We start from the raw sequence: 14207 nt of genomic DNA on the forward strand, positions 1-14207 counted from the left end.
AGCCACCAACGACAAGAACCGATCAGCCACACCCTGCCGTCGCGGGCGTCCGGAACACCTCGTCCCGAACATCAACAACCTTACGGAGGACCGATGAGTGACGTCGCGCCCGCAGGTCCGCTGGCCGGCATCCGCGTCCTCGAGCTCGGCTCGGTGGTCGCAGGCCCGTTCGCGGCCCGCATCCTCGCGGACTACGGCGCGGACGTCATCAAGGTCGAGGCACCCGGCCGACCCGACCCGTTGCGCGACTGGGGGCAGGAGTCCTATCGCGGGCACCGGCTGTGGTGGACCGTGCACGCGCGCAACAAGCGGTGCGTCACGCTGGACCTGCGCTCGGCGCGCGGGCGGGAGCTGCTGCTGGGCATGGCGGCCGAGGCGGACGTCGTGATCGAGAACTTCCGGCCCGGCACGCTCGAGGCGTGGGGCCTCGGCTGGGACCGGCTCAGTGAGGTGAACCCTGGACTGGTCCTCGCACGGGTCTCCGGCTACGGCCAGTCCGGGCCCTACGCCACGCGGCCGGGCTACGCCTCCGTGGCCGAGGCGGTGGGCGGGCTCCGGGCTGTGAACGGGTTCCCGGACGGCCCACCGCCAAGGATGGCGCTGTCGTTGGGTGACTCCCTGGGCGGCATGGTCGCCGTGCAGGGGGTGCTCGCGGCCCTGCTGCACCGGGGCCGGACCGGTGTGGGCCAGGTCGTCGACGTGGCGCTGACCGAGGCCTGCCTGGCGATGACGGAGTCGATGGTGCCCGAGTACGACCGGCTGGGCCGGGTCCGCAGGCCCGGCGGGACGAGGCTGGACGGGATCGCGCCGTCGAACCTCTTCCAGACGAGGGACGGCTACTGGCTGATCGTCGCCGCCAACCAGGACACCGTCTTCCGCCGACTCTGCGACGCCATCGGCCGTCCGGAGCTGACGACCGACCCCCGGTTCGTCGACCACGTCGCACGTGGGGAGCACCAGGACGAGATCGAGGGCGTGGTCGCGGACTGGGTCGCGCAGCGCACGGCCCAGGAGGCCAGCGAGGTACTAACGGCGGCCGGCGTCGTCGTCGGGCCGGTGAACACCGTCGCCGAGATCGTCGACGACCCACACCTCCGCGCGCGGAACGCGCTGGTCGTCCACCACGACGAGCGGGTCGACGACGACGTGCTCGGGCCGGGTGTGGTGCCGGTGTTCTCGGCGACGCCGGGGAGCGTGCGCTGGGCGGGCCCACCCCACCCGGGAACCCACAACCGGGAGGTCTACGCCGAGCTCCTCGGGCTCGGCGACGACGAGGTGGACGAGCTGGAGAACGAGGGAGTGCTGTGACCGGCGCACTGGGCCTGCCGAGGTCGATACGGCTCCGCGAGGTCTCCCTGCGCGACGGACTGCAGATCGAGGCACCGATGCCCACCTCGGCGAAGCTCGAGCTGCTCGACGCGCTCGTCGCGGCGGGGCTGCGGCGAATCGAGGCGACCGCCTTCGTCTCACCCTCGGCCGTGCCCGCGCTGGCCGACGCCGCAGAGGTCGCCGCGCACCTGTCCGAGTACCAGGGCGTGGAGTTCTCGGCGCTGGTCGCGAGCCCCGGCGGAGCTCGGCGAGCGGTCGATGCCGGCGTCACGTCGCTCGAGTACGTCGTCTCCGCATCGGACGGGCACAGCCGGGCCAACGCAGGCCGCGCGAGTGCCGAGGCCCTGGCGCGTGTCGCGGACGTGGCCGGGATCGTCAACCGTGCCGGTGGCAGGACCGAGGTGATCGTCGCCGTCGCCTGGGACTGTCCCTTCGACGGCCCCACCCCGCCCGAGGCCGTCGTCAGCCTCGCTCGACGGGCGGTGGAGAGCGGCGCCGAGCGGCTCTGCCTCGGCGACACGATCGGCACGGTGACCCCCGGGCGGATGGCCGACCTGGTCGCGGCGGTGCGTCAGGCGTGTCCGACGACTCCGCTCGGGGTGCACCTGCACGACACCCGGGGAATGGGCATGGCGACGGCGCTGGCGGCGATGCAGCTCGGCGTCCTCGACCTCGACGCCTCGATCGGCGGCCTCGGGGGCTGCCCCTTCGCGCCGGGGGCCAGCGGGAACATCGCCACCGAGGAGTTGGCCTATCTCTGCCGGGAGGTGGGCGTAGAGACCGGGACCGACCTGGCTGCGCTGCTGGAAGCCGTCGCCCTCGCCGAGAGGATCGTGGGGCGGCCGCTGGAGAGCAGGCTCCTCCGGGCGGGGGACCGGCGCCGGGACTGAGTCCCGGTCACCGGGTGGGGGACGGCGGGTGCCGCCGCGCCGCGCGGCGATCAGTAGAACGGCCGTCCGACGCGGACGAGTAGGTCGGAAGCCTCGATCAGGTCCAATCCGTGGACGTCGGCGAGGGCGCGGAGGTCGGCGGTGCGGGCCTCGGCGCAGGGGTCACCCAGGGGGACCGCAGCGGTCAGCACCGCCGCCCGGTGCCCGGTCTGCGCAACGAGTGCGAGGGCGAGGCCGGCCGGGCTGTCCGGAGTGCGTGCGCGGACGGGCACGACGTGCCCGGGGCGAGTGAGCTCGTCGGGCGTAGTCGCGGGCGCCGCGAGCAGGCGGGCGGTGTGGGCGCGATCCGCCGCGGAGATGCCGGTCGAGACACCGTGGGCGGCGTCGACGGACACGCAGTGGTCACCACGCGGACCCGAAGGGACGGGCCAGACCATCGGGGGCAGCAGAAGCCGGTCGCACGACCGCTCGTCCAGGGCGACCTGGACGAAACCGGACCCGATCCGGATCAGGAAGGCCATGGTCTCGGTGGCGACGTCGTCGGCGGGGACGACGATCAGACCGGAGCCCCGGCCGTCGAGCACGACGGCGGGACGGTTCCCACGGCCCGCCAACGTGCTCGGTTCACGCTCGTCGATCAGAACGCTCATGTCGCATCTCCTCGGCTGGAGGGACGGCCCCGACGACGTCGGGCCCGACACCGGGCGCGACCGCTCGTCGCGTCCCGGCGTCGCCGCCCCGGTGGGTCAGCCCTTGCGGCGCTGCGCGTAGCGCGCGGCCGCCTCGGCCTGCGAGCGCTCGGTGGCGGTGACGCCGGCGCCCTTGCTGTCGAACACGCGCCGGTTGCTCGCCTCGACCGACTTCAGCCTGCCGTTGAACCGCGGGGCGACCTCCTCGGCGAACAGCTGGTAGCTGCGCAGCTTGGCCGGGAACGGGGCGTAGTCCGAGTCGCGGAACAGGAAGCAGCCGAAGCCGCCGGAGGCGTCGATCAGGCGCTGCACGTGCGCCGCGGCCATGTCCGGGGTGCCGATCACGCCGCGGCCGGTGTCGTTGAGGTAGCCGATGATGTGGTCGACGTCGTCGAACCGGTCCAGCCCGGTGGGGGTGACGTGCGACAGGCTCTCCATGAGCCAGCACAGCCCGTACTCCATGTCCTTGCGGGCCTGCTCGCGGGTCTCCGCGACGTGCATCGGGCCCATCAGGCGCCAGTTCGCCCGGGAGACCGTGTGCCCCGCGGTGGCGGCCTCGTGCTCGACGATGGCCCAGTGCTCGGCCAGGCGCTCGGTGCCCACCGGGTCCGACGCGGCGAGCGACAGCAGGCCGGTGCCGTGGATCCCGGCCAGCTTCGGGCCGGAGGGCGAGATCGCCCCGGCGACCGCAATGTCGAAGTCCGAGTAGGGCGCGAGCTGCAGGACCGCGTCCTGGCAGGTGAACCAGTCCGTCTTCTCCGTGACGGTCTCGCCGCGGAACAGTCGGAGGATGACGTCGAGGGACTCCTCCATCCGCGGACGCTGAGTCGACGGGTCGATGCCGAGCATGCTCGCGTCCTCGAGCAGCTGGCCGGGGCCGACGCCGAACATGGTGCGGCCGCGTGTGAGGTGGTCCAGCATCACGATGCGGTCGGCCAGCATGAACGGGTGATGGTACGGCAGCGAGCTGACGCCGGTGCCAAGCTTGATGTGGGTGGTGCGCTGGGAGGCCACGGCGATCATCACCTCGGGCGACGCGATCGTCTCCACGCCCGACGAGTGGTGCTCGCCAATCCAGGCCTCGGCATACCCGAGCCGGTCGAGGTGCTCGATGAGGGTGAGGTCGTTCTCGAGCCCGACCGTCGGGTCGAGCCCGACCTTGTGGTGCGGGGGAACGAAGGCTCCGAACCGGAGCCGCCCGTCGTACTGGGCCATCGTGCTGTCCCTTCGGCGATGGAGGCACTGAACGGCGTGCTGCCGCGAGAAAGAATCGACCGCCTGGTCGGTTGGTTGGCACGCTATGACTTCGAAGGCGTTCCCGTCAAGGACTGGTCGACCGACCGGTCGGACGTGCTACCGTCCGTCCATCGGCCAGCTGCCGCTGGGAGACCCGGAGTAGGAGTACCGATGAAGCTGTCTTTCCCCGCTCACGAGGACCAGGCCGACCTCCGCGCCGCGGTGCGGTCGCTCTGCGCGAAGTTCCCGCTCGAGTACTGGGACCAGCACGACCTGGACAAGGAGTTCCCCGAGGAGTTCTTTCGCGCTTTCGCCGACGCGGGGTACCTGGGGGTCCTCGTGCCCGAGGAGTACGGCGGCGGCGGCGGCACCATGGCGCAGATGGCGGCCATCCTCGAGGAGGTCTCCGCGGCGGGCGGCGCGCTCAACGCCGCCAGCTCCGTGCACATCCCGATCCTCGCCGTGCCGACCCTGCTGGCCTTCGGCAACGAGGAGCAGCGCAAGGAGCACCTGCCGAAGATCGCCGCGGGTGAGCTGTTCGTGACCTTCGGCGTCACGGAGCCGGACGCGGGCACGGAGACCACCCGGATCAAGACCGCGGCCCGCAAGGTCGACGGCGGCTGGCTGATCAACGGCAGCAAGGTGTGGAACACCGGCGCGCTGCGGGGCGACCGGATCATGCTGCTCGCCCGCACCAGTGAGCCCGGCGACACCCGGCGCAAGGGCGAGGGGCTCACCCTCTTCCTGGGCGACCTCAAGGCCGACTCCGTGGACATCAAGCCGATCTCCAAGATCGGGCGCAACGCGGTGACCTCGACCGAGGTGTTCTTCAACGACCTGTTCGTCTCGGACGCGGACGTCATCGGCGAGGTCGACCAGGGCTTCTACCACCTCCTGCACAGCCTCAACGGCGAACGCATCCTGGTCTCGGCGGAGGCGCTGGGGATCGCCCGGTGGGCCCTGGAGAGCGGCTCGCAGTACGCGGTCGAGCGCATCGTCTTCGACCGGCCGATCGGGAAGAACCAGGCGGTCCAGCACCCGCTCGCCAAGGCTTACCTGCAGGTGCTGGCCGCGAGCGAGGTCGCGGCCCGCACCATCGAGATCTACGAGGAGAAGGGCGGTCGGGCCGTCGGTGTGATGGCCAACGGGCTCAAGTTCCTCGCCTCGGAGGCCGAGGCGGCCGCGACCGACGCGGCGATGCAGACCTTCGGCGGGTACTCCTTCGCCCGCGAGTACCACATCGGGCGGCACTGGATTGAGGCTCGTCTGCAGCGCATCGCGCCGATCAACAACCAGATGATCCTGAACTCGATCGCGGAGAGCGCGCTCGGCCTCCCGCGCAGCTACTGAGCACGAGGTGAGCGTGATGAAGGACGTCTCGGGGGAGCTGCTGGCCGGGCTCCGCGTGGTGGAGCTCTCGACCCGAGTCGCCGGCGCGTACTGCGGGCGGATCCTGCGGCTGCACGGCGCCACGGTGAGCCGCTGGGTGGCACCGACCATGGCGGACTGCCCTCCGGGGCTGCTTACGCTGCTCGAGGAGTCGTTGCACGAGGGCAAGACGACCCTGGGGCCGGACGGTCCGAGCGCCGACGACCTCGCCCGGGCGGACGTCGTCGTCGTGGACTCCCTGCACGACGACGCGTACGACGGTGCCTGGACCGCCGCGACCCGCCGTGCCCTCGAGCGGGTGCCGGCCGGATGTCCTGTGGTGGACGTGTCCGCGCACGCCGAACAGCTGCGTGAGCGGTCGGGTGCACCGCGCGCCGCCCCCGAGCCGGGCGGCAGCCTCACCGCCTCAGCGGCGAGCGCCATGAGCTGGAGCATCGGCTCGCCCGGCCTCGAGCCGCTGGCGCTGCCGTACGACCTGGCGGACTACCTGGCGGGCACCGAGGCCGCCGGTGCCGCGGCGCTGGCCCTCGCCGTGGGGGCGGCCGGCGCGGGTGTGCCAAACGACTACTGGGACATCAGCGCGGGCGACGTCGTGTCCTCCTACGTCGGCCAGATCTGTGCGGTGTTCCTGCCGTTCGGGCGGCCGTGGGTCCGCGACGGGCCGCGGGCCACCGGCTCCGGCGGATTCTACCCGGGTGCGATGTTCCGTTGTCGTGACGGGCAGCTGACCCTCGTCTGCCGCACGGACCGCGAGTGGGCGGGTCTGCGCAAGGCGATGGGCGACCCGGAGTGGTCGCGCGAGCCCCGGTTCGCCGACGCCCGCGAGGTGGCCCGGTCCCACGCCGACGAGGCGGACCGGTACGTGTCCGCGTGGACCGAGTCCCACACATGCGCCGAGATCACCGCGCTCGGCCAGGAGTTCGGCTTCGCCGTGGCGCAGGTCCTCACCCCGGCCCAGGGGGCGCGACTCGAGCAGTTCGCGCACAACGGATTCGTGGAACGGGACAGCGCCGGTGCGGGCACCCGTCCGGGCCGGCCGTGGCGCGTGCTGGACGCCGCCGAGGTCGGCGTCGGAGCGCCGCTCGCCCTGCGGCCGACGCCGGAGCGGCCCCTCGCCGGGCTCACGGTGCTCGACCTGTCGTGGGTCTGGTCCGGGCCGATGCTCACCGCGCAGCTCGCCGACCTCGGGGCCGAGGTGCTCAAGGTCGAGAGCCGCAGCAGGCCGGACCCGGCCCGCTCCCGAGGCCGCGCGCTCCGCGACGGAGTGCCACTGGAGGGCCCGGACCTCGAGGTGAGCACCTACTTCGGTCAGATGAACCGAGGCAAGCGGTCGCTGGCCCTCAACATCGGCACGGAGGAGGGCGCCGACGTGGTCCGTCGGCTCGCGGCGACCGTCGACGTCGTGGTCGAGAACATGCGGCCCGGTGCGCTGGATCGCCGTTCGCTCGGCTACGCCGATCTGGCCACGGCGAACCCGGGCCTGATTATGCTGTCGATGTCGATGATGGGCCAGGAGGGACCGATGCGCGGGCTCGGCGGGTACGCGCCCGTCATGTCCGGGCTGGCGGGGGCGGACGCGATCGTCGGCTACTCGCCCGACCAGCGGATCGGGCTCTACAACCCCTCGCTCGGCGACCCGAACGGTGCCGCACACGCCATGACCTGCCTGCTCGCGGCGCTGGTCCGGCGGCAGCGGACCGGGCGCGGGGGCTGGGTCGACGTCGCCCAGATCGCCTGCCTCATGGCCACGGCGCGGGCCGCGCTCATCGAGGACGTCCACCTGGGGGAGGCCCGCGTGCCGGGCAACGGGCACGCGGTGTTCTGGCCGCACGGGGCGTTCCGTTGTGCCGGTGAGGACGAGTGGGTCGCCCTCGCCGTGCGGACCGACCGCGAGCGCGAGCGACTCCGGGGGGTCGTCGGTGGGACGTGGACCGAACCCACGGGTGCGGCCGACGCCGTCCGCCGGTGGGCGGACCGGCAGGATGCGGCCACCGCCGCCTTCCTGCTCCGCGGCGCGAATCTGGACGCCGCACGGATCGACTCCTTCGAACGCCTCGCGGACAGCGGGTGGGCCAAGGAGCGGCGGCTGTCGGCGGTCCTCGACCACCGGTATCTCGGACCACAACCGGTCTTCCACTCGCCGTGGAAGCGGGACGGCCGGGTCTTCTCGGCCCCGACGCCTGCGCCGCTGCTGGGCGACTCCACCGAGTCGGTGCTGCGGGAGCGGTTGGGCGTGGACGACGACCAGCTCGCCGTCCTGCGCGCCGCGGGTGCGATCGAATAGCGCGGAGACTGCACGATGACCACGACACCGGAGTCGCCGCCATCGACGCCCAGCGGAGCGGACCAGCGTCGGAACGAGATCGTCGCCAGCGCTGCGCGACTGTTCGACGAGTTCGGCTACGGCAACACGAGCATGCAGCAGATCGCCATCGCTGCGCAGATGGCGAAACCGACCCTCTACCACTACTTCTCGGCCAAGGACGCAATCCTGTTCCAGGTGCACGAAGAGTTCATCGACATCCTGATCAGGCAGTTCCGGGGCCGCGCACTGCGGTCGACCGGATTGCGTGATCGACTCGTGGGGGCGATGACCGACATCCTCACGCTGATGGACACGCACCGCGGTCACGTACGAGTCTTCTTCGAACATCACCGCGAGCTGCCCGCTGAGCAGCAACGGCTGATCCGGGCCAAGCGCGACGAGTACGAGGCGATGCTCGTCGGCGTTCTCGAGGACGGACGGGCCCGGGGCGAGCTGATACTCGACCAGCCGAGACTCACCGCCCTCGGGATCTTCGGGATGTGCAACTGGGCGTACCAGTGGTACTCCCGCGACGGCGCCCTCGCTCCCGCCGAGATCGCCGAGCGCTTCGGGTCGGTGGTGCTCGACGGGCTCAGCCCCCGCGGGGATTGACACGAGCTGAAGGGCGGTCCACCGGGTTCCGGTGCACCGCCCTTCTTCGTGTCCGACGGGCTCAACCAGTTCGCGCCCGACGGGTTCAGCCCGCGAGCGGCGCCTCGTAGCGTGCGGCGATCTTGCGCATCTCGGGGATAACCTCGGTGGCGTAGAGCCGCATGCTCGCCGCCGCCTGGTCGCGAGTCATGCCGCCGTAGAACGCGGGCACACCGAGGTCGACGGGGCCGAGCAGGTTCACCCGCTTCTCGAACTTCTCCAGGATCTGGTCGGGGGTGCCGACGTTCATCTGGACGTCGATGTACTTGCGGGTCGCCTCGTCCATGCCCTCCTCGCGGATCTCGGCGGCGCTCGTGGCGTAGTGCTGGTAGCCCTTCGTGCCCGCGAAGTGGGTGCCCGCGAAGTCGTAGTGCCGCACCACCTCCTGGTAGTAGCGGGCCAGCCACAGCTCGGCGGAGCCGGTCACGTCGGCGGAGGTCGGTCCGCAGTACATGAAGTCGTGCAGCTGTTGCGGGCGGGGGGCCTGCCCCGCCGCCGCCGTGTAGTGCTGCCGGTAACGCTCCAGCAGCGGCAGCATGCCCTCGTCGCTCTTGGTGGTGAAGCAGATCAGATCCGCCCCCATGTCGCCGGCGGCGACGGAGGAGTCAGGCGACATCGCCACGCACAGCACCCGGTCCGCCAGCTCCGGCCGCGGCGCGGGGTGCACCTCGGTGCGCGGCTGCGGGTAGAAGCGGCCGGTGCCCTCGACGACCCCCGTGCGGATGCCGCGCAGGATCATCTCGGCGGCCTCGTCGAACCGCTCGCGCGACTCGTCCATGGACAGGCCGAATCCCTCGTACTCGATTCGGGACAGCCCGCGGCCGAAGCCCATGATCAGCCGGTGGTCCGACAGCTCGTCGAGCAGGGCGTACTTCTCGACGACCCGCAGCGGGTCGTTCCACGGCAGGATGCAGGCGCCCGTCGCGAGCCTGACCGTCGAGGTCTTGGCGGCGATGTTGGCCAGGGCGACGAAGTTGTCCGGACAGGCCGAGTACTCGGGATCGAAGTGGTGCTCCACGCAAGACACGACGTCGAAACCGAGGTCCTCGGCGAGCTGGGCGAGGTAGATCTCGTCCTTGACGAAGTCGCTGACCGCGCGTTCCCGGTTCCAGTTTTGCCACAGCATCGCGTAGACGACATCCACGTCGTTCTCTCCTCGGCATCGGGGTTCGACCGACCGGTCGGGTGAACAACGCTACAATCGTCCGCAGAGGGGTGTCAATGATCCGGCCCTCCCTCTGCGAGCCGCGCTGCGGCGAGGCGGTCTCTACGCCTGTCCGCTCGTTGACGGGGAGCGGCGGCTGGCCTACGGTTCATGGATCGACCGACTAGTCGGTTGAAGTGATTCTGCGTGGAGGGGCGAGTGAATGCAACGGTCGGAGCCGGGACTCTCGGCGCTCTGCTGGCGGATCGGCACAGTTGCCGCGCCTTCCGCCCGGACCCCGTGCCCACCGCCGTGCTCGATGACATCGTCGCGCAGGCGACCCGGGCTCCGTCCTGGTGCAACACTCAGCCGTGGCAGGTCGCGATCCTCTCCGGCGCGCCGCTGGAGGCCTTCCGCGCGGAACTGCTCGCGGCGGAGCGTAGCCGGCCGGACGAGGCCGAGTTCGAGGCGGGCCCGCCGCGCTACGTAGGCGCCTCCCTGCAGCGCCGGCGAGAGGCGGGGTGGGCGCTCTACTCCGCGGTGGGGGCGCGGCGGGGCGACCGCGCCGCGACGTCGACGCAGGCGCTGGAGAACTTCCGGTTCTTCGGGGCACCCCACGTCGCCGTCCTCTCCGCGGACGCGCACCTGGGCGCCTACGGTCTCGTCGACTGTGGCAGCTTCGTCTCCCTGCTCCTGCTCGCCGCCCAGGCTCGAGGGGTCGCCACCATCGCCCAGGCCGCGATCGTGAGCAGGCCGGACATCGTGCGCAGGCACGTCCCGCTCGGCTCGGACCGGACGCTGGTCTGCGGGATCTCCCTGGGGTTCGCCGTCCGCGGCCACCCCGCCAACGCGTTCCGCACCGACCGGGCCCCGCTCGAGGACGTCCGGGTCCACATCGGAGCACCGACACCCACCGTGGAGGACCATCCGTGACCGAGACCGCCGGCCGTGCGTGGCCGTACGACCCCCGGCAAGGGGAGGTGGAGACGCTCTACGCGCGGTACTCGTTCGGGGTCGACTCCCGAGATCCCGCCGTGCTGGGTGCCTGTTTCGGTGAGGACGTGCGGTTCGGGACCGCCGCCGACGTCTCGTCCGGACGGGCGGCGACGGTGGACCGCCTCACGGGCCGGTCGGTGCCGGGCACTCTGCATACCGCCGTCAACGTGCTCGCGACCTGGTCGGACGACGACTCGGCGCACTCGAGAGCGGACTTCACGATGCTGCGGGAGGGGCGCGTCGTCGCGTCCGGGACCTACGTCGACCGGATCGCTCGGGTCGACGGCGTCCTGGTCTTCACCGAGCGTGTGATCCACTACGGCTGGCGGGAGGCGAGATGACCGCCGAGGCGGCGCTCCCGCCCTCGCGTGTTGAGGTCCGCCGAGAGCTCACGGCCCGCGTCGGCGCCGCGATCCGTGATCTCGGGCAGGCATTCGTCGCGTCCGAAGTGAGCGAGGCGGAGCTGGAGGTCGTGCTGCGCTCGGTGAACGGCGCGGTCGAGGCGCTGCGGCGGCACAGCAGGTCGGTCGGCGAACTGTCCTCGGTCGACGATCCGACCCGGCGGATCCGCATGTTCAACCCGGTCTCCGGAGTCGCGAGTCCGATCGCGCCGCCGCTGCACGTCGACCCGGCGCGGTCGGACCGCATGCGGTGCACGGCCACGACCCTGCTCGGCCCGGCGCACGAGGGGCCGTTCAGCTACGCCCACGGCGGAGTGGTGTCCGCCCTGCTCGACGACGTGCTGGGCCGCGTGGGCAGTACGTGCGCCGCCCCTGTGGTCACGAGCCGGCTGAACGTCCGGTACCGCAAGCCCGTGCCCCTCGAGGTGCCTCTGGTCGTCACGGGAACGGTTGCGGCCATCGACGGGCGGCGGCTGACCCTGCACGGGGTGGTCGCCACCCAGAACGCTCCGCATGTCGTGCTCGCGGAGGCCGAGGGCTGGTTCGTCACGCTCAGTACCGACCAGGTCGCCACCATGTACGGCTCCGAGCGGTTCCACGAGCCCCGGGACGGTTGACGCGCGAACGTTGACGTCCGCACGCGCAGCTGCCACTCTCCCATTGTGGGAGCCAAGATTGCAGCCAATCAACCGCTGCGGGTCGGCCAGTTCTCCGCCTACCACGGGGACCGGCCGGACGGCATGGTCGAGCTGCTGGACCACGGCGTTGACGTGCTCACCGGAGACTATCTCGCCGAGCTGACGATGCTCGTGCTGCGGAAGAACCAGTTCCGGGGTGGACTCGGGTACGCGGCCGCATTCGTGGAGCAACTGGAGCCCAACCTGCCGCGGATCGCGGCGGAGGGTGTGAAGGTCGTCACGAATGCCGGTGGGTTGGACCCCCTCGCCTGCGCCGACGCCGTGCGTGGGGCGTGCGAGCGCGCCGGGGTGCGGCTGCGCGTCGCGGCGATCACGGGCGACGACCTCCGCGCCGGCCTCGGGGCGCTGCTGGGACCTGGGGCCATGCTCGCGAACGTCGACACCGGGGAGAGCCTCGCGATCGAGGGCGAGGAGGTGCTCACGGCGAACGCCTACCTCGGTGCCTGGCCCGTCGTCGAGGCCCTGGCCGCGGGGGCCGACATCGTGGTGTGCCCGCGCACCACCGACGCCTCCTTGGTGGTCGGGGCGGCAGCCTGGCATCACGACTGGGGCCACGAGGACTGGGATGCGCTGGCCGGTGGAGTGGTCGCGGGCCACCTCATCGAGTGCTGTGCGCAGGTCACCGGTGGCAACTTCGCGTTCTTCCACGAGCACGCCGACCTCGGCCTCCCCGGCATGCCGGTCGCGGAGGTCGCCGCGGACGGCACGTGCGTGGTGACCAAGGCGGCCGGCACCGGTGGTCTGGTCACCGTCGACACCGTGTCCGCTCAGCTGCTGTACGAGATCGGCGGACCCGAGTACCTGAATCCCGACGTGGTGGTGGACCTGTCCCGGATCGGGCTCGCCGAGGCCGGACCGGACCGTGTCCGGGTGGAAGGGGCCCGGGGCCGGGCCCCGGACGGTCGCACGAAGCTCTCCCTCACCTACGAGGGCGGCTTTCGCAACTCGCTCACTGTCGGGCTCACCGGGTTGCACCTCGCCGAGAAGCTGACCTGGCTGCGTCGGGCCGTGGAGCGGGTCGTCGGGGCGCCGGAGACCTTCGAAGACTTCCGCTGGACCGTCGTGGGGCCCGCCCGGGAGATCGATGGGGACCAGGCGGAGGAGTCGGCGTGGGTCGTGATCAGCGCCCGGGACGGCGACCGCGCGAAGGTCGACCGCGCGCACTTCGCGGACCGGATCGTGCAGCTCGGCACGTCGAACGTGCCCGGCTTCTACCTCACGACGCCCCCGCAGAAGGAACGGCTGTTCGGTGTGCAATGGCCGTGCCTGATCGATAAGAAGCACGTCCAGACCCTGGTGCACCTCGACGACGCCACCTCGTTCGAGGTCGGGTGGGCGCCGTGGACGGAGGACGGTGTCGGTGCCCCCGCCGCGCCGGTGGACCTGCCTCCCGTCCCCGGGGGGCCGACCGCGCGGGTCCCGCTGGGCTCGCTCGTGGGAACCCGGTCCGGGGACAAGGGTGGCATCGCCAATCTCGGTGCGTGGGCGCGCTCGGACGAGGCGTACAGCTGGTTGCGTGCCGAACTCACCGTGGACCGGCTGCGTGAGCTGGTGCCGGAGGCCCGCGAGCTGAAGGTGACGCGCCACGAGCTCCCGTCGGTCCGGGCGCTGAACTTCCTGCTGGTCGGCTACCTCGACCGAGGCGTCTCGTCGTGCCTGCGCATCGACCCGCAGGCGAAGGGTCTGGGGGAGTACCTCGCGGCCCGCCTGGTCGACGTGCCGCAGGTGCTGCTCCTGTCGCAGCTACCATCGTCGCCATGACGACCACGGGGGGACGCGCGCGAGTGGAGGAGAGCGCGGGCGCCGTGCAGCGCGCCGCCGCCGCGATCCGCGACCTCGTGATGGCGCGCAGGCTGGTGCCGGGGCAGCAGGTCCGGCAGGAGGACCTTGCCCAGCAGATCGGGATCAGCCGCGGCCCGATCCGAGAGGCGCTGCAGATCCTGCAGTCGGACGGCGTGGTCGCCTACGAACGCAATCGAGGGTACTTCGTCACCCAGTTCCGGGCGGACGAGATGGCGCAGCTCTACCTGGCGCGGGACCTGCTGGAGACGGCCGTGCTCACGCAGCTCGGGACACCCCCCGCGGGGCGGGTGGACGAGCTCGTGGCGATCAACGAGCGGATCCGCGGCATCGGCCAGGACGTCGACGCGATGATGCGCGAGAACGACGTCTTCCACAACGCGATCCTCGACCTCTCCACGCAACGCATTCTGGTGGCCGAGATCCAGCGCATCTGGCGCATGTCGGTGGCCTACCGGGCGCTGTCGTTGAGCGTGCTGAGCGACGCGACGCTGCTCGCCGAGGAGCACGACGCGATGATCCAGGCCCTCCGGGACGGGGACGGGCCCCGGCTCGCCGAGCTCTGGCGCTCCCACCGCCAGATCTCTCTCACCAGACTGTTGCCGATTCTGCGCTGAGTATGGTTGACAATATTGTAGCCAACTAGGGAGACTGGTGGCCCCGGGTGTGGCGACGTCGC

At 71.5% G+C, this 14207-nt stretch carries 13 protein-coding genes; 10 read left to right on the forward strand and 3 right to left on the reverse strand.

Features of this window, described 5'->3' with window-relative positions; translation table 11 throughout:
• The first annotated feature begins 93 nt into the window (after positions 1-93).
• Complete coding sequence (locus PKE99_RS34885) at positions 94-1308, forward strand: CaiB/BaiF CoA transferase family protein (RefSeq protein WP_037053681.1); 1215 nt, start codon at positions 94-96, stop codon at positions 1306-1308.
• A complete protein-coding gene (locus tag PKE99_RS34890; protein ID WP_197040893.1) occupies positions 1305-2219 on the forward strand; it encodes a hydroxymethylglutaryl-CoA lyase in 915 nt (304 codons plus the stop codon). The genes PKE99_RS34885 and PKE99_RS34890 overlap by 4 nt, the downstream gene beginning before the upstream one ends.
• Positions 2220-2269: 50 nt before the next feature.
• On the opposite strand, the gene PKE99_RS34895 is transcribed toward PKE99_RS34890, so the two are convergent.
• Both PKE99_RS34895 and PKE99_RS34900 read right to left on the reverse strand, forming a co-directional pair.
• The gene (locus PKE99_RS34895) at positions 2270-2869 is read right to left on the reverse strand and encodes a 3,4-dihydroxy-2-butanone-4-phosphate synthase (protein WP_051738301.1); all 600 of its coding nucleotides are present in this window, start codon (positions 2867-2869) and stop codon (positions 2270-2272) included.
• Positions 2870-2965: 96 nt separating this feature from the next.
• Positions 2966-4123 carry an LLM class flavin-dependent oxidoreductase gene (locus PKE99_RS34900; protein WP_037053683.1) on the reverse strand — a complete coding sequence of 386 codons (1158 nt, stop codon included), beginning with the start codon at positions 4121-4123 and terminating at the stop codon, positions 2966-2968.
• A 192-nt stretch (positions 4124-4315) separates the two neighbouring features.
• Between PKE99_RS34900 and PKE99_RS34905 the strand changes: the two genes are divergently transcribed.
• From PKE99_RS34905 to PKE99_RS34915, 3 genes are read left to right on the forward strand one after another with little or no spacing between them, the layout of a single operon-like run.
• Positions 4316-5494 (forward strand): acyl-CoA dehydrogenase family protein, encoded by a 1179-nt coding sequence (locus PKE99_RS34905; RefSeq protein ID WP_051738302.1) that lies wholly within the window; start codon positions 4316-4318, stop codon positions 5492-5494.
• A 16-nt stretch (positions 5495-5510) separates the two neighbouring features.
• A complete protein-coding gene (locus tag PKE99_RS34910; RefSeq protein ID WP_037053685.1) occupies positions 5511-7817 on the forward strand; it encodes a CoA transferase in 2307 nt (768 codons plus the stop codon).
• A 15-nt stretch (positions 7818-7832) separates the two neighbouring features.
• Positions 7833-8450 (forward strand): TetR/AcrR family transcriptional regulator, encoded by a 618-nt coding sequence (locus PKE99_RS34915; protein WP_051738303.1) that lies wholly within the window; start codon positions 7833-7835, stop codon positions 8448-8450.
• A gap of 85 nt (positions 8451-8535) precedes the next feature.
• On the opposite strand, the gene PKE99_RS34920 is transcribed toward PKE99_RS34915, so the two are convergent.
• On the reverse strand, positions 8536-9633 hold the full coding sequence (locus tag PKE99_RS34920) for an LLM class flavin-dependent oxidoreductase (protein WP_037053687.1): 1098 nt from the start codon (positions 9631-9633) through the stop codon (positions 8536-8538).
• A 219-nt stretch (positions 9634-9852) separates the two neighbouring features.
• On the opposite strand from PKE99_RS34920, the gene PKE99_RS34925 reads away from it, so the two are divergent.
• Genes PKE99_RS34925 through PKE99_RS34945 form a run of 5 tightly spaced genes read left to right on the forward strand, consistent with a single transcriptional unit; the run spans position 9853 to position 14145 of the window.
• Entirely contained in the window at positions 9853-10566 is a 714-nt protein-coding gene (locus PKE99_RS34925; protein WP_051738304.1) for a nitroreductase, read from the forward strand.
• Positions 10563-10970 (forward strand): nuclear transport factor 2 family protein, encoded by a 408-nt coding sequence (locus PKE99_RS34930; RefSeq protein ID WP_037053690.1) that lies wholly within the window; start codon positions 10563-10565, stop codon positions 10968-10970. Before PKE99_RS34925 ends, PKE99_RS34930 begins: the two co-directional genes overlap by 4 nt.
• Positions 10967-11647 carry a PaaI family thioesterase gene (locus PKE99_RS34935; protein WP_037053692.1) on the forward strand — a complete coding sequence of 227 codons (681 nt, stop codon included), beginning with the start codon at positions 10967-10969 and terminating at the stop codon, positions 11645-11647. Before PKE99_RS34930 ends, PKE99_RS34935 begins: the two co-directional genes overlap by 4 nt.
• 45 nt (positions 11648-11692) lie before the next feature.
• Positions 11693-13489 carry an acyclic terpene utilization AtuA family protein gene (locus PKE99_RS34940; RefSeq protein ID WP_231498482.1) on the forward strand — a complete coding sequence of 599 codons (1797 nt, stop codon included), beginning with the start codon at positions 11693-11695 and terminating at the stop codon, positions 13487-13489.
• A complete protein-coding gene (locus PKE99_RS34945) occupies positions 13486-14145 on the forward strand; it encodes a GntR family transcriptional regulator (protein ID WP_063739897.1) in 660 nt (219 codons plus the stop codon). Before PKE99_RS34940 ends, PKE99_RS34945 begins: the two co-directional genes overlap by 4 nt.
• The last annotated feature ends 62 nt before the right edge of the window (positions 14146-14207 follow it).

Origin of the sequence: Pseudonocardia halophobica (genome assembly GCF_027922425.1) — a bacterium.
In the GTDB taxonomy this organism is placed as follows: Bacteria; Actinomycetota; Actinomycetes; order Mycobacteriales; family Pseudonocardiaceae; genus Pseudonocardia; species Pseudonocardia halophobica.